The organism is Terrabacter sp. C0L_2 (assembly GCF_036352015.1).
In the GTDB taxonomy this organism is placed as follows: domain Bacteria; phylum Actinomycetota; class Actinomycetes; order Actinomycetales; family Dermatophilaceae; genus Terrabacter; species Terrabacter tumescens.
In genome coordinates, this window is the sequence record NZ_CP143557.1 from 21,550 (window position 1) to 45,359 (window position 23,810).

The window sequence follows — 23,810 nt, forward strand, 5'->3', positions numbered from 1 at the left end:
CTGATCGCGATTGCGGCTGTGCTTGTCTCTGTCGCACCGCGGAAGGTCTCGTTGGGCTACAGAAGTCGGTGGGCTCCACCCGCGCCGGCGGGTGACGGCACTCACATCTGGTAACCGAGCACCGCAGTGCTGTCTGCCTTTTAACCGCGCTTGGCGGACGGCTGGGTCGCGTCTTTCCGCCGCTCCTGCTGTCGCGAGACCAAGCGGTGGGCTTCAGCGCGGCATGCCGCAGCGTTTGCAACGCTCAGCGTCTCAAGCGACAGGCGTCAGCGTGTCGAGGTGTGGTGCCCCGGGGCCCAACCCTAGGCTAAGAGATTGTGAGTCCCCAAGATCCTCCGCCGGCCGCCGAGGCAACGCCGCCTCTTCGTGGACTGCTAGACGGCTTCCAAGGTTTCCATAAACCTACGGACGCGGAGTGGCAAGAGGCGTACGTAAGCGGCCTAATCGTCCTGGACACGAGCGCTCTTCTAGATGCATATCGCCTTTCACAGTCGGCGCGCAAAGAGTTCTTGGAGTTGCTCGGACGCTTAAAGGATCGCATCTTCATTCCGCACCAAGTGGCGGCCGAGTTTCATGCTAGACGAGTCGATGCGGTTGCAGAACGCAGCAAAGAACTTGCCGATGAAAAGGCCAGTCTCTTAAATATTGCGGCGCAGGCGAGTGGGCTTGTCAACCGGGTCGCTCAAAGGGCGCATGGCAAAAATGTTGAGGCGTCCGAGGCTAAGAACGCTCTGAGCAAAGCGTTCGGGTCGGCTGAAACTCTTCTCAACAATGTGATCGCCGATTACGACCTGGATGCAGACCGGGTGGCCCTAGGCAATGACCCGGTGCTGAGACAGTTAGAGGACATACTTCAAGGGCGAGTTGGCTCGCCACCAACCGCAGAACAGCGAACCACGGATCTGCAAGAGGGCGCCCGGCGCGCCGAGGCCAAACTCGCACCAGGTTTTAAAGACAGGTCCAAATCTGACAATCCGTATGGTGACTATCTCTGGTGGGCAGAGGTGGTTCGTTGGGCGATTTCCAGCCGTGGGCCAGTAGCGGTTATCACCAACGATGTAGGCAAGGGTGACTGGACTTTCGAACTCCGTGGGATGCGAATCGGAGCCCACCCCCAGCTGGTGCAAGAAATGATGGAGAAGACAGGCCATCGCCTGCTGCTGGCAACCGTCTCAGACTTGCTGCGGACTGCACCGCGCATGTTGTCCAGGCCTCAGATCAGCGAGGCGACACTCGCAGAGGCCCAAGATCTCCCCGCCGCAAAGGAAAGGACCGAACCAGTCCTCGCCCCGTCGCCGGCAAAGACTGACATTCTTCCTTCCGGCGCGGGAGGTATCACCCTTCCGCGAGCGGCGCAGATGATGGGGCTTCCGTATGCACAACTGGAACAATGGGTGCGATCCGGTCTGATCAAGCCTAATGCGACCTTCGGAGGCCTCCCTTGGCTGAGCTTTCGTGAGGCGGTTCTCTTGAAGGTCGCGCTGGCTCTTCTTGAAGGCGGGCTCCCGACGTCCAAAGTGCAGTCCCACGCGAAGCGCCTGCGGGACATTGAGTCCTGGACAGGGATTCTTCTATCTGCAAATGACAGGCTGTATTTGACTTCTGACCCCGCTGAAGTTGCAGACACCCTCATGTCGACAAATGGCGGTATCGCCGTTGACCTGCGTGAGGTGGCGCAGGATGTTCGCGGGGTTTGGCCAGCACCTGACGTCAATGCGACCGGACCGGAGTTGCTGCTCCCAGACTCCTGAAGGGGAACCTGAATGTAGGGGCGAGGGAGGCGTGCCAGCACCGGGCGACCGCTGCGTCATACCGCCACGAGCGCGTCGTGGCCCATATCCGCTTCTTGCTGCTCCGCACCTGAGGCGTGCTCCCCATCGCCGCTGCCCCGTAGGATCGCGTCATGGCACAACGAAAGATCGTCACGCTGCTCGACGACCTAGACGGTACGGAAGCTATGGAGACTGTCACGTTCGCCATCGATGGTGGCATGTATGAGATCGACCTGTCAGCGAAGAACGCGACCGCGCTAAGGGAGACTCTGGGGCGTTACATGATGGCGGCCCGCAAGGCCGGTTCCCACGGCACCGGGCGAACACGAGTCAAGATCCCCTCGACTGGTCAGTCACGCAACGCAGAGATCCGAGCGTGGGCGCACAGCAACGGGCATCCCGTGCCGGCACGCGGACGCATCCCCCAGCGGGTTGTGGCAACTTTCGACGCACGCCACTGACCGGCACCAGGCCGGCCGCGGCACAGGCGCAGGAAGACACCCTCACAAGCTGATCACTGTCAGTCCGCTCCCGGAAACCTCGAGAGAGAAGACGGCGTCGCCTCAAATCCTCATCCCAGCCTTCAATAACGAGGCGTCGCCGTCCGTGGGGAATCACTGGTCCGGCGATCGGTGGCCGGCGGACGACAGCGACTGTCCGGCGGGCTGCCCTGCACACCAACCGTGACGACGTTGTTGCGCCACGGCGGCGCCGCCAGGTCCAGCCCGCGCAGCAACGGCGCTATCGCCGATGGAGACCCTCCGCTCTTGTCGTCCAGATGGTCTCGACCGGAGGAGTAGGCATGGGTGAACACACGACACCACAACGTCGGCGGTACGAGACGCTGCAGTCTGCAGCCGAACGCCTCGCTGTCGATACTCGGACCGTCCGGCGATGGATCGCCGCTGGCCGCCTGAACGCATACCGGACGGGTCCGCGCTTGATCAGGGTCGACATCGACGAGGTCGATGCCCTTCTCACTCCGGTGGCCGACTTCGTAAGTCGAGGAGCTCCCTCAATCGCGCCCGAGAGCTGGCGGTTCCCTGTCTGACCGAACGGCGATGCCGCTGCAAACACCACACGTCACTTACGGGCGGCCAACTGACTCAGAGCCTCCGCAATCGCGGCATCTCGACCCTGAGCAGCATGTTGGTAGCGCAAGGCTGCGACGACCGTGGAGTGACCGAGACGTTGCTGCAGCTCGGCGAGCGTGGCACCGGTCATGGCGGCAAGCGTGGCACCTGTATGCCTCAGGTCGTGCACGCGCAGGTCATCCCGCCCAGCCGCATGTCGAGCTTTCCGGAAGGCGTCGTTGAAGACGGTGGGCTGGAGGTGGCTGCGCCCGTCTCTGGCAGGGAAGAGGAGGTCGTTCGCTCCTCTTCCGACGTAGCTGTCTAGGTGCTGTTGCAGCGCGGGCACGACGTGCGGCGGGATCGTCACTGCCCGCCGTCCAGCAGCCGATTTGGGCGGACCAACCACCGGGCGCCCAGACACCCGTGCCACCGCTCTCTCGACACGGACCACGCCGCGCGCAAGGTCAAGATCCTTGCGCCGTAGCTCCAGTACCTCGCCAATCCGCATGGCACACCATGAGCACAGAAGCGCTATCGCCCGACGGTTCTGGGGAAGTGCCTCGACGATGGTCTCCAGCTCCTGGATGGTCGCGGGCCTGATGTCTCGCGCTCGATGTGCGCTCGACGCTGATCGGATACGACAGGGGTTGGCGACCAACTCTTCGTCGGCGACGGCCGTGTTGAGGATCGCCTTGAGGAGCGCGTAGGCCCTGGCGTTGATGGTTGGCGTGTCCTCGTTCAGGGAGACCCACCACTGCCGCACATGAGAGGGCGTGATCTGCGCCAGCGGGGCATGCCCAAAGGCCGGCAGTAGGTAGCGCCGCAACAGGTGCTCGTAGCCCTCGCGCGTACGAGGTTTGAGGCGGCGCTCGCGTAGCCACCCGGCCGCGTACTGTTCGAGCCGAATCGATCCCGAGTCACCGGAGCGCCTCAGTGCTGCGGGCGACCACTTGCCTTCCGAGATAAGGGCGCGCTCGGCGGCTAGCCACGCCTCAGCATCGACCTTGGTAACGAAGGTCCTCGGCGCTTTGTGCCGACCGAGGTCAGGGCCTTGGTAGCTCGCCTGCCAGCGCTTTGACGGGAGCCGACGCACATGGCCGAAACCTCGGTGATTCGCCTTACCGACCACGATGGGCCCTCGGCACTGCGAGCATGCGTCGCTGATCCGACGGCGCCACTCGTGCGATCCACGTGCGATCCCGGAGTGAAGTCCCGTCCTGTCGAGTCCACTCCGGTCCACCGCGTCCCGATCGCTGCACGACGGCGAAACCGCAGGTCAGGGGCACCATTGCCCGACCTGAGCACAGAGCTGGCGAGGGGACTCGAACCCCTAACCACCTGTTTACAAGACAGGTGCGCTACCAATTGCGCCACGCCAGCACGTCCCCGGTCGACGCCGCGGACGGGCGAAAGCGTAACCGAGCCCGACGGCATACGCCCAAACCGACGAGGCCCGGAAACGAGAGGACGGCCCCGCGCAACCCAGGGGTTGGTCGCGCGAGGCCGTCCGGCTCAGTTGTATCAGGAACTCAGGGCAGACGCAGCGTCTGACCCACGAAGATGAGATTCGGGTTGGTGACGCGGGCCCCGTTGGCCTTCCAGAGGGCCTTCCAGCCACCGGCCACGTGGTAGCGGGCGGCGAGCTTGCCGAGGGTGTCGCCGCTGCGCACGGTGACCTTGGCGCCCTTGCCGGCGTTGGTCGTCGCCGGCTTGGCCGCGTAGGTCTTCTTCTTCGAGACCGTCTTCTTCTTGGACGTCGTGCTCGTGCTCGCCAGGGGCTTGCGCGTCGTCGAGCGCGAGACGGCCGTCGTCGAGGCACCGCCGTTGGAGCGCGTCAGGCCGGCACGCTTCGAGCAGACGGGCCAGGCACCCGGCCCCTGCGAAGCGAGCACGCGCTGCGCGATCGCGATCTGCTCGGCCTTGGTGGCGAGGTCGGCGCGCGAGGCGTAGGCGCCGCCGCCGAAGCCGCGCCACGTGCTCGAGCTGAACTGCAGGCCGCCGTAGTAGCCGTTTCCGGTGTTGATGTGCCAGTTGCCGCCCGACTCGCACGCGGCGACCGAGTCCCACACCGAGGCGGCCTTGGCCGACCCTGCGGTGGTGATGCCTGCGGCGATGGTCGCGGCTCCAGCGATTCCGACTCCCGCAAGACGCTGCTTGACCGAGATCTTCTTGGCGGCAGCGTGCTTGGACATGTACTGCATGGGTTTTCCTTCCTGACGCGCGCCTGCGGGGTTAGCTGTCGGGTTGGGGCGTCAGGTGCCCTGTCGCAGTAGCGACTTCACCCCCAGGCCAGATCTCGTCCTCTTGTCATGCGCTCGAACGCACATGCACTCACTGGCCACACTGGGTCCCCCGTCCTCGCCCGGCCCACGGGTGTGGGCTACATCCCTGGCTGGCGAGGCTCGGCGCGCTCAGGGAACGGATTCAATGGGTGTCCATGTGAAGTTGTGGGAGCGTTCGTGTGGAGCCGGACGCGACGAAGCGAGCCGGGAACCCATGCATGCAGTGCCCGTTCCGACCCGGAGGCCGGTGCTGCCGAGCACTGACGGTACGTGAGGTCGAAGCGCCGCACAACCCAAGTCGAGACACTTCCGTGATCTTTTTCCCAGCAGATCTCAGGGGCTGATGCGCTAGTAGCACAGCACGCGCACAGAGGCCGCCGGTGACACGCACAGACGCCTTCCAGAACCGCCCGCGCGACCGCCACCACCGTCTCGGCTGCCCGTGCGGCGGACCCTGCCGTCAGCGGACCGCGCCGCTCACGCCCCGAAGGGGTTGCCGGAGAAGGGGTTCCACGTGATGCTCTGGCCGTTCTGCAAGGCGACGAGCGCCGCCGCGATGCCCGCGACGACCAGGAGCCCGGCGACGATCTGGGATGCGAGGCCCGCAGGCACGACGCGCCGCGCGATCGAGCGGGACCCCCGCCGCAGCGAGGCACCGCCGGGACCCCACCACAGCATGAGCATCCCGAGCACACCGCCGACCGCCAGCGTGATCGGCGCACCCGGGCCGAGGTCGGTCCCCTGGGTGCCCGCGAGCAGCAGGGCGCCCGCGAAGATGCCGGCGAGCGCCACGGCGACGGGCAGCAGCATCCCCACCGCCGTGGCGATGACGCCGACGACGAGGTGCCAGGGACTGGAGACCACGGCGAACGGCACGTCGCTGCGCCGCCGCCCGTAGTCGTAGCGGCGCAGCACGAGCGCCGTGACCGAGCGGTCCGTGGCGCGCGCCAGCACCGACAGGCCGGCGAGCACGAGGATCGCGATGCCGGGCCAGGCCATGAGGGCGCCGACCCACGCGGCACCGAACGCGGCGAGCAGCCCCGTGCGCATGGGCATGCCGATGCGTGGGTCACCCTCGCGCTGCTCGGGCTCCTCCTCGGCCCACTCCTCGTCGGCCCAGTAGCCGTCCGCCGGAGCGTGCCCGGTCTCCCCCTCGTCGTCCCAGTGGTCGTATGCCGTGGGGTCGGGCTCGGGGGCACGCGGGCCGGTAGGGGGCGGGGCCCACCGCACCTGCGCGTCGTTCACGGGCTGGGCAGGAGGGTAGGCGGGCGGGTAGGCCGCGGGGTTGACGGTGGGCTGGACGACGGTCGGCGCGACGTGCGGAAGGACGGCGGTGCTGCCGCCCTGGACGACCTGGGTCTCCCCCGGCACGGCGCCGACCCGACCGTCGTCCCATGGGTTGCCGCTCGGCGTCGGGACCGTCGCGGCATGGCCGGCGGCGTAGAGCTCGAGGGCGGCGATGACCTCGTCGGCGTGCGGTCGTCGCCGCGGGTCGGGCGACAGCGACGCCCGGAGCAGCGGCACGAGGCGCGGGTCGACACCGTCGAGGTCGACGTCGCCGGCGCGGACGCGGGTGAGAACCGCGTCCATGCGGGCTCGCCCGAACGGCGGACGGCCCGACGCGGCATACGTGATCGTGGCGGCCCAGCCCCACCAGTCGGTGGCGTCGGTGATCGCGGCGCCCTCGACGAGCTCGGGCGAGAGGTAGCCCGGGGTGCCCATGACGAGCCCGCCCACGGTGTGGCGCACGTCGTCCTGCAGGTGCGCGATGCCGAAGTCGATGAGCACGGGGTCGCCGTCCTCGAGCAGGACGTTGCCCGGCTTGATGTCGCGGTGGACGACGCCGCACGCGTGGATGGATCGGATCGCCTCGGCGATGCCGCGCGCGAGACGCAGCAGGTCGGCGGGCGCGAGGGGCCCGTGGTCCTCGACGACCTCGTCGAGCGCCGGCCCGGGGACGTAGCGGGTCACGATGTAGGGGCGCGGGGCCATGACGTCGGCGTCGATGACACTGGCGACGCGGGCGTCGCGGATGCGCGAGAGCGTGTCGACCTCGCGCGAGAGCCGCTGGCGCGCGTCGGTGTCGTGCGCCACGTGCGCGCGCAGCACCTTGATGGCCACCGCACGGCCACGCGGGTCGAGGGCGAGGTGCACGACCCCCATGCCGCCCTCGCCGATCTCCTCGATGAGGCGGTAGGGGCCGATCCGCTGCTGGCCGGGGATGCCGCCGGCACCCGGACCGCCGGGCCGCTGCGAGACGGGCACGCCGCCGGTGCGCGCGCCGGGCCGAGGGGCGGGCACCCGCTCGGTCCGGTCGTACGCAGTCATGTGCCTACGGTATGCGACGGGCAGGCGACAGCCCCAACGTCGCGGCAGCGCGCCGCGAAGTGTCCTGCTTCGTCCCGGTCTGCCCGGGTGGTCAGCTGCTGATGTAGTCCCGCAGCTGGTCGCGCTCGGACTGCAGCTCGGACAGGCGGTGCTTGACGATGTCGCCGATGCTCACGATGGCGGCCAGCTTGCCGTCGGCGTCGACGATGGGCACGTGGCGCACCCGCAGCTCGGTCATCGTGCCCGCGAGGTCGGCGATGTCGTCGCCGGCCGACCCGGTGGTGACCTCGCTCGTCATGATCTGCGAGACCGGCGCCTCGAGCACCCCCGTGCCACTGCCGTGCAGGTGGCTCACGATGTCGCGCTCGCTGACGATGCCGTCGATGCTCGAGCCGTCCGCGCTGACCACCACGGCGCCGATGCGGTGCTCGGTCAACAGGTCGAGCAGGGTGGACACGGTGTCGTCGGGCTTGATGGTGATGACCTCGCTGCCCTTGTTGCGCAGCACGTCGGAAACCTTCACGGCGACTCCTTCACCTCGGCGCGATGCCCCTCGGGCGGCGCACCCGCGCCGCCAGAGGTGCCCTGACTCGACCCTAGAACGGGACCGCACCGGGCGCCACCGTTCGCTCGTTAGAGTGAGACCGATCGTCCCTCCAGCAGCAGGAGTTGATTGCGTGCCGACCCCTCGGCCGACCTACGACCTCGTCATCGCCGCGAACCGCCTTCCCGTCGACAAGTTCATCGGCGACGACGGCGAGGTCGAGTGGCGGCGCAGCCCCGGCGGCCTCGTCACGGCCATGGAGTCGGTGATGCGCTCCCAGCCCGGCGCCTGGGTCGGCTGGGCCGGCGACGCCGGCGAGGCGCCCGAGCCCTTCGACGAGGATGGCATCCACCTGCACCCCGTGCCGCTGTCGGCCGAGGAGGTGCGCGACTACTACGAGGGCTTCTCCAACGACACCCTCTGGCCGATCTACCACGACGTCATCGTGCCGGCGACCTTCCACCGCGAGTGGTGGTCGAGCTACCAGGCCGTCAACCAGCGCTTCGCCGAGGCGGTCGCCGAGGTCGCCGCCGAGGGCGCCACCGTCTGGGTGCAGGACTACCAGCTCCAGCTCGTCCCGACGCTGCTGCGGAAGCTGCGCCCCGACGTGCGCATCGGCTGGTTCAACCACATCCCGTTCCCGCCCGTCGAGCTCTTCGCGCAGCTGCCGTGGCGCGCGCAGCTGCTCGACGGCCTGCTCGGCGCCGACTTCCTCGGCTTCCAGCGCCAGGCCGACGCCCGCAACTTCGTCCGCGCGTGCCGGCAGCTGCTCGGCGCGCAGACCAAGCGCGACCGCGTCACCGTGGAGGGCTCCCACCGTCAGGTCCGGGCTGCCGCGATCCCGATCTCCGTCGACTTCCAGGGTCTCGAGGAGCTCGCCAAGCGGCCTGACGTCATGGCCCGCGCACGCGAGATCCGCGCGAGCCTCGGCGACCCCGAGGTCCTCATGCTCGGTGTCGACCGGCTCGACTACACCAAGGGCATCCGGCACCGGCTCAAGGCCTACGAGGAGCTGCTCTCCGAGCGGCGCGTCGGACCGCCCGAGGTCACCCTCGTCCAGGTGGCGACGCCCAGCCGCGAGCGTGTCGACGCCTACCGTCTGCTGCGCGGCGAGATCGAGCAGACCGTCGGGCGCATCAACGGCGAGCTCGGCAAGATCGGCGCGCCCGCCGTGCACTACCTGCACCACTCCTACCCGCGCGAGGAGATGGCGGCCCTCTTCCAGGCCGCCGACGTCATGCTCGTCACGCCCCTGCGCGACGGGATGAACCTCGTCGCCAAGGAGTACGTCACGTGCCGCCACGACCTCGGCGGCGCGCTCGTGCTCTCGGAGTTCACCGGCGCCTGGCACGAGCTGCACCAGGCCTTCGCCTGCAACCCCCACGACATCGAGGGGCTCAAGCAGACGATCCTGCGGGCCATCAACACCCCCGCCAGGGACAAGCAGCGGATCATGAAGGCGCTGCGCCGCCGGGTGTCCGACCACGACGTCCAGCGCTGGGCGGCCCGCTACCTCGCCGCCCTGGCCGCCGCGCCGGAGCTTCCCCAGCCCGAGCCTCGCCAACCGCCCACCCCGCACGCGGAGGAGACCCCGCTCATGCCCGCCCCCAACGAGTCCCGGTCGGCCTCGAGCGGGGCCCGCTCATGAGCGCCGTCGCCCCGGTCGAGGAGGCGCTCGAGCGGGCCGCCACGACGCGCCCCCTGCTCGTGGCCACCGACTACGACGGCGTGCTTGCGCCCTTCGACGCCGACCCGATGCAGGCGACCCCCGTCCCCGGCGCCATCGACACGCTGCGCTCGCTCGCGGCCCTGCCGGGCGTGCACGTCGCCGTCGTCTCGGGGCGCGACCTCGCGACGCTGCGCACCCTCACCGAGATCGGGGAGGACGAGCCGATCGTCCTCATCGGGAGCCACGGCGCCGAGTCGTCGAGCCCGGCGGTGCGCGAGGCCATGGAGGCCGCCGCTGTCACACCCGACGACGAGGCGACCCTGGCCGAGCTGCGCTCCGACATCGAGGCGCTCATCAAGGAGCACCACTCCGAGGCGCACATCGAGCTGAAGTCCGCTGCCGTCGTCGTCCACGTGCGCGGCCTGCCGCGCGAGGTCGGCGACGCCGCGATCGCCGACGCCCGACGCGTCGCGCTCGACCACCCGGGCGTCAAGGTGCTCAAGGGCAAGTCGGTGCTCGAGCTGTCGGTCTCGCACGCCGACAAGGGCTCTGCCGTCACGGCGCTCGGCCGCCACGTCGATGCCGTCGCGCGCGTCTACCTCGGCGACGACGTCACCGACGAGGACGCCTTCACCCGCATGCGCCGACCCGACGACCTCACGGTCAAGGTCGGCACCGGCTCGACCGCGGCCCGCTACCGCGTCGACGACGAGCCCGCCGCCGCAGCCCTGCTCACGCGCCTGCAGGAGCTCAGCTCGGCCGCGCACGTGACGGGCTGACGAGCGGGACCGCGCCACCCGGCATACGCCCAGCCCAGCCTCCAACTCCTCCGCCCCGGCGGAGTTCTCGAGGCACCACCCCCTCAACCCCTCCGTTTCCTCCGCCCCGGCGGAGTTGTCGCGGCCGCACGCCCCGAAACCCCACCACTTCTCCGCCCCGGCGGAGTTCTCGCCGTTTACTCCCCCCTAAACCCCACCACTTCTCCGCCCCGGCGGAGTTGTCGCGGCCGCACGCCCCGAAACCCCACCACTTCTCCGCCCCGGCGGAGTTCTCGCGGTTGCTCCCCCCGAAACCCCACCACTTCTCCGCCCCGGCGGAGTTCTCGCGGTTGCTCCCCCCGAAACCCCACCACTTCTCCGCCCCGGCGGAGGTTGGGGTCGCGGGTGAGCAGGCCGGCGTATGCCGTCCGGCCGGGTCGGGCGAGCGAGGCTCAGTGCCGCCGGACGGCGCCCGTCGAACCGCGCACGACGAGCTCGGGGCGGAAGACGTACTCCGCTCGGGGAGAAGGCTGTCCGGCGATCTCGTCGAGCAGGGCCCGCACCGTCGCCGCGCTCATGGCGTTGACGCTCTGGCGCACCGTCGTCAGCGGCGGGTCGGTGAAGGCGATGAGCGTCGAGTCGTCGTAGCCGACCACCGAGAAGTCACGCGGCACGTTGAGACCACGCTTGCGTGCCTCGCGGATCGCTCCCAGGGCCATGAGGTCCGACCCGCACACGACGGCGGTGGCGCCCCGGTCGAGCAGACGCCCGGCCGCGGTGGCCCCACCCTCGACGGAGAAGAGCGAGCGCTCGATGAGGTCGTCGACGTCCGAGCGGCCGGTGAGCTCCTGCATCGAGTGCCGGAAGCCGGCGATCTTGCGGATGACCGGGACGTAGCGGTCCGGACCGACGGCCAGGCCGATCTCGCGGTGGCCGAGGCTGACGAGGTGCTCGAGCGCGAGCCCCATCGAGGCGACGTCGTCGTTGCTGATGAACGGCGCGTCGACGCCCTCGATGTAGCCGTTGACGAGCACGAGCGGCAGGTTGCGGTCGCGCAGGGCGATGTAGCGGTCCGGGTCGGTCGTCGTGTCGGCGTGCAGGCCGGAGATGAAGATGATGCCGGCCACCCCCCGCTCGAGCAGCATCTGGACGTAGTCGTCCTCGTGGACCCCACCGGCCACCTGGGTGCAGAGCACCGGCGTGTAGCCGTTCTGGGCCAGGGAGTTCTCGATGATCTGCGCGAAGGCCGGGAAGATCGGGTTGGTCAGCTCGGGGACGATGAGGCCGACGAGACCGGCGCTCTTGCGGCGCAGGCGACTCGGCCGGTCGTAGCCGAGCACGTCGAGCGCCGTCAGCACCGCCTGGCGCGTCGACTCGGCCACCCCGGGCTTGCCGTTGAGCACGCGCGACACCGTCGCCTCGGAGACGCTCGCCTGGCCGGCGATGTCACGCAGTCGTGCCTTCACGTCACCTCACCCTTCGTCGCACGTGCCGTGGACCGTCGTCGGTGGGGCGCCACGTCCAGATCGACACGGCCGGCCCCGAGGCGCTCAGTGTGACAGCCCGCTTGCGCACCTTGGGCGCCGGTCCGTACAGAGAGGAGCCGGAGCCGATGCCGTCGAGGTGCCGCGGGTCGAGCACGACCGGCTCGTGGGCCGCCCGCGCCACGTGCACGAGGGCCACCTCGTCGAGCGTCTCGCGGAGGTAGACCATCGCGTCGCCCTCGGCGTGCACCCAGCGCAGACCGCCCCGACGCAGCGCGACCGAGCGCTGGCGCGCCGAGATCAAGCCGCGGTAGACCTCGAGCGTGTCTGCGTCCCAGGCGTTCTCGTCCCACGGCATCGGGCGGCGGCCGTCCTCGCCGAACGTGCCCTCCATCCCGATCTCGTCGCCGTAGGTCATCATCGGCATCGACGGGAACGTCATGAGCAGGCCGGCGGCCACCTCGACGGACTCGGCACCGACGAGCGTGCGGATGCGCGGCACGTCGTGCGAGCCGACGAGGTTGAACGAGTGCACGAGCGACTGCCACGAGATGCGCGAGGTGAAGTCACGCATCGTCTCGACGACAGCGCCGGCGTCGAGCAACGGCAGGCGAACCGGCGCTCCGAGGAAGCGCGGGTCCTTGGGCTCCCGGCGCAGCCAGGTCCACGCCGGCTTGCAGAAGCCGGCGTAGTTCATGACGCCGTGCCAGCCGTCGCCCGGCATGTCGGGGGTGTAGTCGTGGAAGTGCTCTCCCACGAGCAGCGCGTTGGGCGCGACACGTCCCATGACGTCACGCATCTGGCGCGCCACGTCGTGGTTGACGTCGGTGGCGCGCCATCGGCCCGTCATGTTCGCGACGTCGACCCGCCACCCGTCGAGCCCACCCGACCGACCGAGCCACTTGCGCACGACCCCTTGAGGGTCCTCGAAGATGCGGTGGCGCAGGGCGGCGTTGAGGTGGTTGAGCTTCGGCAGGGACGGCACGCCGAGCCACGCGACGTAGGTGCCGTCCTCCCAGATGTAGTAGTCCCGCTCGGGCGTGTTCTTCCCGCCCGGGCCGGCCGCCTTGAGGAACCACTCGTGGGCGTTGCCCGTGTGGTTCGTCGTGAAGTCGCCCATCACCTTCATGCCGCGCTCGTGCGCCGCCTTGGTGAGCCGGCGCAGCGCCGGGGCGCCGCCGAGGAGCTCGTCGATCTGCTCGAAGGACGACGCGTCGTAGCGGTGGTTGGACCGGGCCGGGAAGAACGGCGTCATGTAGACGACGTCGATGCCGAGGGACTCGAGGTGGTCGAGGTGCTCGGTGATGCCGTCGAGGTCGCCGCCGTAGAGCTGGTGGGCGACTCCCGTGGGGCTGAGGTCGACCGGGTCGGTCCACGCGGCCGGGGTCGCCCAGTCGGGCGTCTCGTGCCTGTCGGCGCCCTTCGAGCGCGCGAAGCGGTCGGGGAAGATCTGGTAGACGACGGATCCCAGCGCCCACTCCGGAGGCGGGCTCGCGTGGGCGACGAGGCGGAAGTCGCTCGCGTCGGGCACGTCCCGCTCGTGGACGCCGGTCCCGTTGAGCCACTGGTACTTCGTGGGGCCGCCGGTGAGCAGGAAGCGGTAGTTCGTGACGGGGTTGTGGCACGTCAGCGTCGCGCGCCACCAGGCGTCGACCGAGGTCGTACGCACCTTGCGGGCCACCGTGAACGTGGCCTCGCCGTCGGGCGCGGTGCGCACGTGCACCGCCTCGACGTCCGCCTCAAGGGGCACGCGGACGAGCACGTCGACGTGGTCACCGAGACGGGGCGCCTGGTTGGAGACGTACCGCCCCGACCCGTCGTGGTGCGGCTGGCTCAGCCACGTCTCATGGCGGGTCGGGGCAGGGCTCACTTGACGGATCCCGTGGTGAGGCCGCCGACGAGCTGACGCTGGAAGGCCAGGTAGAGCAGCATGACGGGGATGGAGCCGAGCAGGGCCCCGGCCGTGAACCGCCCGAAGAGGGTGTTCGCGTCGTTGCCGAGCGTCATGCCGTAGAGCCCGACACCCAGCGTCTGCTGGTCGACGTCGGTCAAAAAGACGCTGGCGAGCATGAACTCGCCGTAGAGCCCGACGAAGACGAGCATGAACACCGTGACGAGGATCGGCATGACGAGGCGCAGCGTCATCGTGAAGAAGATGCGGGCATGGCTCGCGCCGTCGACGATCGCGGCCTCGTCGAGCTCGCGCGGAACCGTGTCGAAGTATCCCTTGAGCAGCCACACGTTGGCACCGAGCGCGCCACCGAGGTAGGCGAGGATCAGGCCGGACGTGGTGTTGAGGCCGAAGGCCGGCAGCACGTCACCGATGCCCGCGAAGATGATGTACGTCGCGACGATGGCGAGCAGCGCCGGGAAGAACGTCGTCAGCAGCAGGAACATCATGCCGCCGCGTCGGCCCTTGAACCGCAGGCGCGAGAAGGCGAACGCCGCGCACGCCCCGATGAAGACCGCCCCGAGCGCCCCGACGAGCGAGATGATCATCGAGTTCTTGTACCAGGTCCAGAACGGGCGCGAGCTGTCGTTGAACAGGTCGGTGAAGTTCTTCGTGGAGAAGCCCGACGGCCACAGGCTGGCCGTGTTGAGCGTGCCGCTCGGGTTGGTCGCGGCCGAGTAGATGAACAGGATCGGGAAGAGCGCCCACATCAGGGCGAGGATGCCCAGGGCGTGGCGCCACCACACCGAGCCGCCGAGGCCACCGCGCTTGGGCGAGGCCGGGGTCGGGGCGCCGGTCTCCTGCTCGACGCGGGCGTCGACGCGCGGGTCGGCGGGGAGCGGAGCATTCACGGTCGACATCAGTTGACCTCCTCGAGGGCCTTGGTGCGGCGGAAGCCCGGGATGCTCATCAGCGCCACGAGCAGGAAGATGATGACGGACACCGCGGCGGCGAAGCCGTAGTTGGGCGCGCTGCCGGAGAAGGCCAGGCGGAACGCATACGTGATGAGCAGGTCGCTCGAGCCGATGCTCGTGTCGGCGCCGTTGAACGGGCCGCCCTTGGTGAGCAGGTAGATGAGCCCGAAGTTGTTGAAGTTGAAGGCGAACGACGCGAGGAGCAGCGGCCCGACGGCGACGAGGAGCAGCGGCATGATGATCGACCGCAGCGTCCGGAAGGCGTTGGCGCCGTCGATGGTCGCCGCCTCGCGCACGTCCTGCGGGATCGACTGCAGCGCGCCCGTGCACACGATGAACATGTAGGGGAAGCCGAGCCACAGGTTCGTGATGAGGATCGCGGCCTTGGCTCCTGCGGAGGTGCCCAGCCAGTCGACACCCAGGCCCAGCGTCTGGTTGATGATGCCGTAGTCCTGGTTGAACATGCCCTTCCACACCAGCGCCGTGACGAAGCCGGGAAGCGCGTACGGGAGAATCAGCAGAGATCGGTAGATGGCCTTGCCGCGCAGCCTCGGGTCGTTGAAGAGCAGCGCGATGAGCATGCCCAGCAGGAACGTCGAGAGCACCGAGACGATGGCGAAGACGACGTTCCAGACGAAGATGCCGAGGAAGCCGCTGCGGATCGTCGGGTCGGTGAAGATGCGCGTGTAGTTGGCGAAGCCGACGCTCTCCTTCCAGCCCTGCGGGAAGCTCACGGTCGGGTCGGCGACGTTGACCCACCGGGCGTCCTTCGGCGCATACACGGTCGGTGGCTGCGTGGACGAGTCGGTGAGCTTGTCTGCGTTGGCGTCGTAGGTGACGGTGGCGCGGCCCTCGAAGGCCTCCGAGAGGCCGACGGGCTTGATGCCGCCACCGTCGGTCGTCGGCACGGCGATGGCGGAGAGGTCCTTGCTCCGGGCGTTGGCCTGCCGCGCGTTGAGGATCGTGTAGCCGGGCGCCTTGGTGATCTTGCCGACCGGTGTCTTCTCGACACCGGTGGGGGGCAGCGGCTGAAGGCCTGTCTTGTCGCCGACGAACGTCGAGCCGTCGGGCTTGGTCAGGAGCAGGACGAGGTCGGCGGTGGCGGGGTCGCCACCCTCCTTCGTCGCGACCGACATCTTGTAGCGCGGGGTGTCGGCGACCTCACGCACCGACTGGGCGATGATGTCGGAGACCGACTCCTCCTTGCTGTAGAGATGGCCGTCGCCGTAGTTCGTCGTCGACAGGCTCGCGGTGTAGAGCACCGGCCACAGCTGGAAGAGGGTCATGAAGAGCAGGCCCGGCACGAGGTACTTCAGGGGGACGGCCCGTCGCGTCGCGTAGACGGCGAGGATCCCCATCCCCACGAGTCCCGCGATGACGACCGCCATCGTGTTGCCTGCCTGGGCGAGCTTGGTGGCGACCCACAGGATGCCGGCCATCGTCGCGAGGATGAGAACCCACTTGATCGCGAGCGCGAGGGGCTTGGTCATGTGACACGTCCTTTTGCGCCGGACCGGCGCCGTTGCCGTAGATGCACGAAGGGGAGCCCCGAAGGAGCTCCCTGGTGGCCCGTGCTCGGGCCGGGGACCCGGGGTCCGCCACGGCGGCGGACCCCGGAACCCCTGTTCAGACCGAGGAAGCTCAGCCCTTGGCGATGTTGGCCGCGATCTCCTTGGCAGCAGCGTCGAGACGCTCCTTGGCACCGGCCTTGCCGGAGATGATGTCAGCGGTCGCCTGGCCGAAGGGGCCCCAGACCGAGTTCATCGCCGGGATGTTCGGCATCGGCTTGCCGTCGACACCGGCCTCGTACCACGCCTTGACGTCGGGGTCGCTCGCGGCGACCTCGTCGTAGGCCTCCTTGAGGGCCGGCGGACGCTTGCCGACCTCGAAGAGTGCGAGCTGGACGTCCTTGCGCGGGATGTAGTTCGTGACGAACTCCTGCGCGAGGGCGGCGTTCTTGGCCTTGCTCGAGACGTAGAACATCTGGATACCGAGGAACGGCTGCATGGCGCCGCCACCGGTCAGGCTGGGCAGCGGGGCGATGCCGTAGTTGATCCCGGCATCCTTGGCCTTCGCGACGCTCCACGGACCGGAGATCATGAACGGGGCGGCCTTCGTGTCGAAGAGCGCGTCCTGGTTCGTGTCGTCGACGTTGGTCGAGAGGACCTTCTTCTTGCCGAGCTCGGCGAGGACCTCGCCACCCTTGACGGAGCCGGCGCTGTTGACGATCAGCTTGTTGGGGTCGTAGTCGCCGTTGTCCTTCGTGGCGAAGATGCCGCCGTCGGGGAAGGCGGAGAGGTAGGGGTAGGCGAAGTACGCGTTGCCGACCTTGGAGACGAACTGCGACAGGACCTGCTTGGCCTTGCCCTCCTTGACGAGCTTCTCGCCGGTGGCGACGAGCTCGTCCATGGTCTTGGGCGGGTTCGGGACGAGGTCCTTGTTGTACATGAGGCCGATGTTCTCGACGGCGTACGGGACGCCGTAGGACTGGCCGTTGAACTTCGTGGCAGCGATGGCGCTCGGCAGGAACTTCGCCGCGACGTCCGAGCTGAGGTTGACCGGGGCGACCGTCGAGTTCTGGACGAGCTCGCCGAGCCAGTCGTGGGCGCCGACGATGACGTCCGGGCCCTTGCCGACCTTCGTCGCGTCCTTGAACTGGGCGCGGGTGTCGGTCGAGATCTGGACCTTGACCGAGACGCCGTTCTCGGCGGCGAACTGGTCGGCGTACTTCTGCACGGCCTTGGAACGGTCGGCGTCGGTCCAGATGACGAGATCGACGTTGGCGTCACGGACGGGAGCAGCGGTGCCGCTCGGCGTCTCGGGGGTGCCAGAGGTGGTCGCCTTGCTCGTGCCGGCGGCACCGGTGTTGGACGGGGTGGTGGGGCTGGACCCACCGCAGGCGCTGAGGGCCAGGGCGGCAACACCCGTGACAGCAGCAGCGCCGAGCGCACGCTTGTGCATGGATTCTCCTTTGAAGCCAGGTGGCACACGCCGCCACCGGTGCCCCGGAATCTAGCAAGAAGTTGCAGACGGCGGCCACCTGCTTGCAGCAAGTTTTTGCAACGTTCTGGACACGACACAAAACCGCAGGTCAGCGGGGTCGTGGATGGGACGGGGGTGGTCAACCTGCGGCGCATGGGACATGATGACGGTGCCTGCTCAGCCGGGCAGGCACCTTTACAACGGATCGTCCGGCACGTTCCTGCCGGTGAAGGAAGGCAAAGAAGCCATGGCAACAGTGACGTTCGACAACGCGACGAGGCAGTACCCGGGCAACCCGGTCCCCTCGGTCGACAAGCTCAACATCGAGATCGCGGACGGGGAGTTCCTCGTCCTCGTCGGTCCCTCCGGATGTGGCAAGTCCACCTCCCTGCGCATGCTCGCCGGCCTCGAGGAGGTCAACGGCGGCCGCATCCTCATCGGTGACCGCGACGTGACGAACCTGTCCCCCAAGGATCGCGACGTCGCGATGGTGTTCCAGAACTACGCGCTCTACCCGCACATGACGGTCGCCGACAACATGGGCTTCGCGCTCAAGATCGCCGGCGTCGACAAGGCCGAGATCCGCAAGCGCGTCGAGGAAGCCGCCAAGATCCTCGACCTCACGCCCTACCTCGACCGCAAGCCGAAGGCCCTCTCCGGTGGCCAGCGCCAGCGCGTCGCCATGGGCCGCGCGATCGTCCGCTCGCCCCAGGTCTTCCTCATGGACGAGCCGCTGTCCAACCTCGACGCCAAGCTCCGCGTCCAGACCCGCACGCAGATCGCCTCGCTCCAGCGCCGTCTCGGCGTGACGACGGTCTACGTCACGCACGACCAGGTCGAGGCCATGACGATGGGTGACCGCGTCGCGGTGCTCAAGGACGGCATCCTCCAGCAGTGCGACAGCCCGCGCCGGATGTACGACCACCCCGCCAACGTCTTCGTCGCCGGCTTCATCGGCTCGCCCGCCATGAACCTCATGAGCGTCCCCGTCAGCGAGAGCGGGGTCGACCTGCACGGCCACACCGTGCCGATCGCGCGTGAGGACCTCGCCGGAGTCGGCAAGGACGTCACGCTCGGCGTGCGCCCCGAGGACCTCGAGCTGAGCTCGGACCAGTCGGGCATCCCCGTCACGGTCGACGTCGTCGAGGAGCTCGGCGCCGACGCCTACATCTACGGCTCGACCGAGCAGAAGCTGCTCGAGGCCACCGGTGAGAACGCCGGCGCCGTGCCGTTCATCGCGCGCGTCGACGGTCGTCGTCCCCCGGAGAAGGGCGAGAAGATCTACCTCAAGCCCAAGGCCGGTCACGTCCACGTCTTCAACTCGGAGTCGGGCCTGCGCGTCGGCGACTGAGCCGAAGCGCCTCCGGCGCCAGCAGATCGCGTATGCCGCCGGGTCGGCACCCCTCGTGGGTGCCGGCCCGGCGTCGTCGTCTCCAAGGCTCGACAAGGTCGGGCCGCAGTCCCGCCGTGGCCCTAGGATCCGCGTGTGACGACATCGCGGATCGGACGCGCCTGGCACACCCTGACGCTGCTCGTGGCGGTCACCGCCCTCGTCCTGCAGCTCTACCTCGTCGTCAGCGGCGAGAACATCCTCGACTCGAGCGCGGTGACGACCGCCCGCCCCGAGCAGGTGCGCCGGTACTTCAGCTACTTCACGATCCAGTCCAACATCCTCGTCGCCGTCTCGATGTACCTCATCGTCCGCGACCGCGTGGACACCCAGGTCTTCCGCGTCGTGCGGCTCGCCTCGCTCATCGGCATCACCGTGACGGGCATCGTCGCGGCCGTCGCGCTGCCGCCGTCGCCGACCTACACGACGGCCAACCTCGTCTGCGACCGCCTGCTCCACGTCGTCGTGCCCTCGCTGACCTTCGTCGGGTGGGCCTTCTTCGGCCCTCGCGAGAAGGTCACTCGCGAGGACCTGCTGCCCTCGCTCATCTGGCCCGTGCTGTGGCTCGCGGCGACGCTCGCGCTCGGCCCCTTCGTCGGCTGGTACCCCTACCCGTTCCTCAACGTGGGCACGATCGGCCTCGGACGGACGCTGCTCAACTGCGCCGTCATCTCCGTGCTCTTCCTCGCTCTCGGGGGCCTTGCACTGTGGGCTGATCGACGTCTGTCGCGCGAGCGTGCCACGATGAGCGCGTGACGCTCGAGATCACCACCGCCAGGCCCGAGTCCGCCCTGCTCGACCTGCCGTGGTCGACACCGTTGGAGGAGTGGCCCGAGAGCCACCTCGCAGCGCTCCCCCGCGGCATCTCGCGCCACGTCGTCCGCTTCGTCAAGCTCGGCGCCCGGGTGCTGGCGGTCAAGGAGATCAAGGACGACATCGCCGACCGCGAGTACGCCATGCTGCGCAACCTGCGTCGGCTCGACGTGCCGTCGGTCGAACCGTTCGGTGTCGTGCACGGTCGCACGACGGTCGACGGTGAGCCGCTCGACGCGTGCCTCATCACGCGCCACCTGCAGTTCTCGCTGCCCTACCGCGCGCTCTACAGCCAGAACCTCCGGCCCGACACGGCGGTGCGCCTCATGGACGCCCTCGCGGTGCTCCTCGTGCGCCTGCACCTCGAAGGCTTCTGGTGGGGCGACGTGTCGCTGTCCAACACCCTTTTCCGCCGCGACGCGGGCGCTTTCGCCGCCTACCTCGTCGACGCCGAGACCGGTGAGCTGCACGCGCGCCTGTCCGACGGCCAGCGCGAGCACGACCTCGACATCGCGCGGGTCAACATCGCGGGCGAGCTCATGGACCTCGCGGCCGGTGGCTTCCTCGAGGAGCACGCCGACCCCTTCGAGGTGTCCGCCTCGGTCATCGAGCGCTACCACACGCTGTGGGACGCCCTCACCGGCACCGAGCGCTTCGAGCTCGGTGACCGCTGGCGCGTCGACGAGCGCATCCGGCGCCTCAACGAGCTCGGCTTCGACGTCGACGAGCTGTCGATGACGACCGACATCGGGGGCACCGAGATCGTCATCACCCCGAAGGTCGTCGACGCCGGCCACCACTCCCGCCGCCTGCTGCGGCTCACCGGCCTCGACGTCGGCGAGAACCAGGCGCGCCGCCTGCTCAACGACCTCGACGCCTACACCGCCGCGACCGACCGTCAGGGTGACGACGAGGAGATCGTCGCGCACGACTGGCTGGCCAAGGTCTACGAGCCCGTGACGCGTGCCGTGCCACGTGAGCTGACCGGTCGCCTCGAGCCGGCCGAGATCTTCCACGAGGTGCTCGAGCACCGCTGGTACATGAGCGAGCGCGCCGGGCACGACACCCCGATCGAGGACGCCCTACGCGACTACGTCGCGACGGTCCTGCCGGCCAAGCCGGAGGAGAAGTCCGTCCTCGGCGTCGACACCGAGGAGATGCCGGTCATCAGCCGGTTCGACTGACGATGCCGCCACCCGCGAAGCGAAGCGGCTCGTCGCGACTCAGCGCGCCGGCATACCCTCGCGGTCGACGTGCGCGGACTCCGCCGGCCCCGAGAGGATCTGGCCGAAGAGGACGACGATCCACAGCAGGAACGTCACGACGTGGACCGCGGTGCACCACAGGCAGATCGCGTTGATGCGGTAGAGCTCGGCCCACACGAGGTAGAGCACCATGCCGAGGCCGACGGTGAGCCAGCCGAGTCGCGCCGCGCCCAGCCACGCCTCGGGTCGGCGCCACACGCGCGGCAGGCAGAGCGCGAGCGCCACGACGAAGAAGACGAGGCCGAGCAGCGCCACCGGCACCCCCATGAAGGTGCTCCACGCGCTCGTCGTGACCTTGGCGCAGTCGACGACGCCGCCGATGCTGCACGCCAGGGTGGCGTTGGCCGTGAAGTGCTCGTAGGTCAGGTAGGCCGAGACGAGCAGCCCCACGACCGCGAGCACCACCGAGACGGGTGCGAGCCACGCCGGGCGGGTGCGTCCGGCGACCACCGGGGCGTCGCCCGTGGTCACGTCGTCACGCAGCGAGCTCACGCCGCGTCACCGCTTGAGCAGCACGGACGCGGACTGCACGCCCTGGCTCGTGCAGACGTTGGCCGGCTTGCCGTCGGTCTGCGAGCAGATCTGGGCGGTGATCATGTTGATCGCGGGCGTCACCGTCTTGCCGATGTCGGAGGTCGGGTCCTGGATGCCGGCGATGATCTGGTCGTAGGTCTTGCCCTCGAAGGCGTTGGCGTCGACCGTTGCGCCGTCGGTGGCGTGCGTGCCCCCGTAGGTGACCCACGGGATGCCGCCGCCCGGGTTGAACTTCTGGAACAGCGCGAGATTCTCGCCGTCGAGCGTCTGCAGGGGCTTGCCCTCGCGGTCCTGGGTCTCGATGGCCTGGAAGGCGACGACGTCGCTCGTGAACTTCGCGTCCTTGAACGAGAACGTCGGGGTGTTGGGGTGCACGTCGGTGCTCGAGCTCGTCGTCTCGGTGACGCCGGTGAAGGTGCCGAAGCGCGACAGCGCACCGATGAGGGCCCAGCGCTCCATCGCGCAGAAGGGGCAGTACTCGGCGCCGATGTAGAGCACCTTCGGCTTGCCGTCCTGCGTCAGCGCGGTGCCGCCCTGCAGCTTGGTCGGCGCCTGCGCGGGCGAGGGCGCCGGCGCCTTGTCGAAGAGGGTCGCGGGCAGCTTCTCGAGGGTGGCGAGCGCGGCGGCTCCCCCGCTGGCGGCCGCGGGAGCGTCCTTGGGCCGGTTGGAGATGACGACCCCGACGACGACGGCGATGATCACGACGACGACGGCCACCGACGCGGCGATGACCTGGGTGCGCTGGCGGTCCTTGCGGGCGGCCTCGGCGCGCAGCTGCGCCGCTCGGGCGGCCGTCTCGGCGCGGGTGCTCTTCGCCACGGGTACGTCCTTCGTTCCGGCTGCTCGTCCGCAGCGCTCAGCGTGACGCCCCGGTGGGTACTACAGGGCGTAGTCGACTCGACAGCACTCTAATCGAGCACCATCAGACCAGCGTGGGAGGGCCGTCCGAAGTTCCCCAACTCACAGCCGGGTCCTCGCTGACCCTCGTGCATGGTCCCGCCCGCTCCCCACTCGCCTGTCGACGTCGGCTGCGCCGAACGGGCGTATGCCGTCCCGCGGGGTCGGGCGTCGCCCGTCAGCGTCGGCGCTGGCGGGCGATCTCGTAGAGGGTGACGCCGGTGGCGAGGCCGGCGTTGAGCGACTCGACGGCCGAGCTCATCGGGATCGAGACGATCTGGTCGCACGTCTCGCGGACGAGGCGCGAGAGGCCCTTGCCCTCGGAGCCGGTCACGATGACGAGCGGCTCGGTGGCGAGCGTCAGGTCGGGCAGCTCGACGTCGCCGTCCATGTCGAGGCCGAGGATGAAGAAGCCGGCCTTCTTGAACTCCTCGAGGGCGCGCGTGAGGTTGCTGGCGCGGGCCACGGGGATGCGGGCGGCGGCACCGGCGGAGGTCTTCCACGCGGAGGCCGTCATGCCGACCGAGCGCCGCTCCGGCACGACGACGCCGTGACCGCCGAAGGCCGCGACGGACCGCACGATGGCGCCGAGGTTGCGCGGGTCGGTGATGCCGTCGAGGGCCACGACGAGCGGGATGCCGGGCATCTCGGGGTCGATGAGGTCGTTCGGGTGGGCGTACTCGTAGGGCGGCACCTGCAGCGCCATGCCCTGGTGGACGCCGCCGTCGGTGAGGCGGTCGAGCTCGCCGCGGGGCGTCTCGAGGATGGCGAGGCCGCGCTCGGTGGCGATCTTGAGGGCCTCGCGCACCCGGTCGTCGGTGTCGATGCGCGTCGCGATGTACATCGTCGCCACGGGCACGTCCGCGCGCAGGGCCTCGACGACCGAGTTGCGGCCGTAGACCATCTCGCTCGAGGCCTTGCTGCCGCGGCTCTTGGAGCGCGCCTGGCCGCGGCCACCCGGACCGGCGGAGCCGCCACCGGAGCGCTTGGCGGCGGACGTGGCCCGCTTGTGCGCGGGGTGGTACTCGCGGTCGGCGGCCTTGGGGGTCGGGCCCTTGCCCTCGAGCCCGCGGCGGCGCTGGCCGCCTGAACCGACGGTCGCGCCCTTGCTGCTCTTGCGGATGGCGCCGCGCCTCTGGGAGTTGCCTGGCATG

20 protein-coding genes, 1 tRNA gene and 1 riboswitch are annotated in these 23,810 nt (G+C 69.2%); of the genes, 8 read left to right on the forward strand and 13 right to left on the reverse strand.

Features of this window, described 5'->3' with window-relative positions:
• Window positions 1–317 precede the first annotated feature (317 nt).
• From U5C87_RS00110 to U5C87_RS00120, 3 genes are all read left to right on the forward strand, one after another.
• Window positions 318–1,751 (forward strand): PIN domain-containing protein, encoded by a 1,434-nt coding sequence (locus U5C87_RS00110; RefSeq protein ID WP_330474646.1) that lies wholly within the window; start codon window positions 318–320, stop codon window positions 1,749–1,751.
• A 152-nt stretch (window positions 1,752–1,903) separates the two neighbouring features.
• A complete protein-coding gene (locus U5C87_RS00115) occupies window positions 1,904–2,233 on the forward strand; it encodes a histone-like nucleoid-structuring protein Lsr2 (protein WP_330474647.1) in 330 nt (109 codons plus the stop codon).
• Between the two features lie 341 nt (window positions 2,234–2,574).
• The gene (locus U5C87_RS00120; protein WP_330474648.1) at window positions 2,575–2,823 is read left to right on the forward strand and encodes an excisionase family DNA-binding protein; all 249 of its coding nucleotides are present in this window, start codon (window positions 2,575–2,577) and stop codon (window positions 2,821–2,823) included.
• Between the two features lie 32 nt (window positions 2,824–2,855).
• Here U5C87_RS00120 and U5C87_RS00125 read toward each other — a convergent pair whose 3' ends face one another.
• The 5 genes from U5C87_RS00125 to U5C87_RS00145 form a co-directional block, all read right to left on the reverse strand.
• Complete coding sequence (locus tag U5C87_RS00125) at window positions 2,856–3,974, reverse strand: tyrosine-type recombinase/integrase (protein WP_330474649.1); 1,119 nt, start codon at window positions 3,972–3,974, stop codon at window positions 2,856–2,858.
• Between the two features lie 178 nt (window positions 3,975–4,152).
• A tRNA-Thr gene (locus tag U5C87_RS00130) sits at window positions 4,153–4,225 on the reverse strand.
• 149 nt (window positions 4,226–4,374) lie between these two features.
• Window positions 4,375–5,046, reverse strand: a complete 672-nt coding sequence (locus U5C87_RS00135) for a LysM peptidoglycan-binding domain-containing protein (RefSeq protein WP_030199784.1) — start codon at window positions 5,044–5,046, stop codon at window positions 4,375–4,377.
• Window positions 5,047–5,049: 3 nt separating this feature from the next.
• A riboswitch (cyclic di-AMP (ydaO/yuaA leader) is annotated at window positions 5,050–5,237 on the reverse strand.
• A 367-nt stretch (window positions 5,238–5,604) separates the two neighbouring features.
• Complete coding sequence (locus U5C87_RS00140; protein ID WP_330474650.1) at window positions 5,605–7,455, reverse strand: serine/threonine-protein kinase; 1,851 nt, start codon at window positions 7,453–7,455, stop codon at window positions 5,605–5,607.
• A 91-nt stretch (window positions 7,456–7,546) separates the two neighbouring features.
• Window positions 7,547–7,978, reverse strand: coding sequence for a CBS domain-containing protein (locus tag U5C87_RS00145; protein WP_330474651.1), 432 nt, complete (start codon window positions 7,976–7,978; stop codon window positions 7,547–7,549).
• A 154-nt stretch (window positions 7,979–8,132) separates the two neighbouring features.
• On the opposite strand from U5C87_RS00145, the gene U5C87_RS00150 reads away from it, so the two are divergent.
• Entirely contained in the window at window positions 8,133–9,647 is a 1,515-nt protein-coding gene (locus U5C87_RS00150) for an alpha,alpha-trehalose-phosphate synthase (UDP-forming) (RefSeq protein ID WP_330474652.1), read from the forward strand.
• Complete coding sequence (gene otsB, locus U5C87_RS00155; RefSeq protein WP_330474653.1) at window positions 9,644–10,447, forward strand: trehalose-phosphatase; 804 nt, start codon at window positions 9,644–9,646, stop codon at window positions 10,445–10,447. The genes U5C87_RS00150 and otsB overlap by 4 nt, the downstream gene beginning before the upstream one ends.
• Window positions 10,448–10,878: 431 nt before the next feature.
• On the opposite strand, the gene U5C87_RS00160 is transcribed toward otsB, so the two are convergent.
• The 5 genes from U5C87_RS00160 to U5C87_RS00180 all read right to left on the reverse strand — a co-directional run bounded on the left by U5C87_RS00160 (window position 10,879) and on the right by U5C87_RS00180 (window position 17,736).
• Window positions 10,879–11,892, reverse strand: a complete 1,014-nt coding sequence (locus U5C87_RS00160) for a LacI family DNA-binding transcriptional regulator (protein WP_330474654.1) — start codon at window positions 11,890–11,892, stop codon at window positions 10,879–10,881.
• Window position 11,893: 1 nt separating this feature from the next.
• Window positions 11,894–13,780, reverse strand: coding sequence for a glycoside hydrolase family 13 protein (locus tag U5C87_RS00165; RefSeq protein WP_330474655.1), 1,887 nt, complete (start codon window positions 13,778–13,780; stop codon window positions 11,894–11,896).
• Window positions 13,777–14,721: a sugar ABC transporter permease gene (locus U5C87_RS00170; protein WP_330474656.1), complete on the reverse strand. Its 945-nt coding sequence runs from the start codon at window positions 14,719–14,721 to the stop codon at window positions 13,777–13,779. Before U5C87_RS00170 ends, U5C87_RS00165 begins: the two co-directional genes overlap by 4 nt.
• Window positions 14,721–16,265, reverse strand: a complete 1,545-nt coding sequence (locus U5C87_RS00175; RefSeq protein WP_330474657.1) for an ABC transporter permease subunit — start codon at window positions 16,263–16,265, stop codon at window positions 14,721–14,723. Before U5C87_RS00175 ends, U5C87_RS00170 begins: the two co-directional genes overlap by 1 nt.
• Window positions 16,266–16,416: 151 nt before the next feature.
• Window positions 16,417–17,736 (reverse strand): sugar ABC transporter substrate-binding protein, encoded by a 1,320-nt coding sequence (locus U5C87_RS00180; protein WP_330474658.1) that lies wholly within the window; start codon window positions 17,734–17,736, stop codon window positions 16,417–16,419.
• Window positions 17,737–18,004: 268 nt separating this feature from the next.
• Between U5C87_RS00180 and U5C87_RS00185 the strand changes: the two genes are divergently transcribed.
• The 3 genes from U5C87_RS00185 (at window position 18,005) to U5C87_RS00195 (ending at window position 21,144) form a co-directional block, all read left to right on the forward strand.
• Window positions 18,005–19,108 carry an ABC transporter ATP-binding protein gene (locus U5C87_RS00185; RefSeq protein WP_330474659.1) on the forward strand — a complete coding sequence of 368 codons (1,104 nt, stop codon included), beginning with the start codon at window positions 18,005–18,007 and terminating at the stop codon, window positions 19,106–19,108.
• A gap of 135 nt (window positions 19,109–19,243) precedes the next feature.
• Complete coding sequence (locus tag U5C87_RS00190; RefSeq protein WP_330474660.1) at window positions 19,244–19,903, forward strand: Pr6Pr family membrane protein; 660 nt, start codon at window positions 19,244–19,246, stop codon at window positions 19,901–19,903.
• Window positions 19,900–21,144: a DUF4032 domain-containing protein gene (locus U5C87_RS00195; protein ID WP_330474661.1), complete on the forward strand. Its 1,245-nt coding sequence runs from the start codon at window positions 19,900–19,902 to the stop codon at window positions 21,142–21,144. The genes U5C87_RS00190 and U5C87_RS00195 overlap by 4 nt, the downstream gene beginning before the upstream one ends.
• Window positions 21,145–21,183: 39 nt before the next feature.
• Here U5C87_RS00195 and U5C87_RS00200 read toward each other — a convergent pair whose 3' ends face one another.
• From U5C87_RS00200 to rlmB, 3 genes are all read right to left on the reverse strand, one after another.
• Window positions 21,184–21,717: a vitamin K epoxide reductase family protein gene (locus U5C87_RS00200; RefSeq protein ID WP_330474662.1), complete on the reverse strand. Its 534-nt coding sequence runs from the start codon at window positions 21,715–21,717 to the stop codon at window positions 21,184–21,186.
• A gap of 6 nt (window positions 21,718–21,723) precedes the next feature.
• Entirely contained in the window at window positions 21,724–22,578 is an 855-nt protein-coding gene (locus U5C87_RS00205; RefSeq protein WP_330474663.1) for a DUF929 family protein, read from the reverse strand.
• 256 nt (window positions 22,579–22,834) lie between these two features.
• Window positions 22,835–23,809, reverse strand: a complete 975-nt coding sequence (gene rlmB, locus U5C87_RS00210; RefSeq protein WP_330474664.1) for a 23S rRNA (guanosine(2251)-2'-O)-methyltransferase RlmB — start codon at window positions 23,807–23,809, stop codon at window positions 22,835–22,837.
• Window position 23,810: the final 1 nt, after the last annotated feature.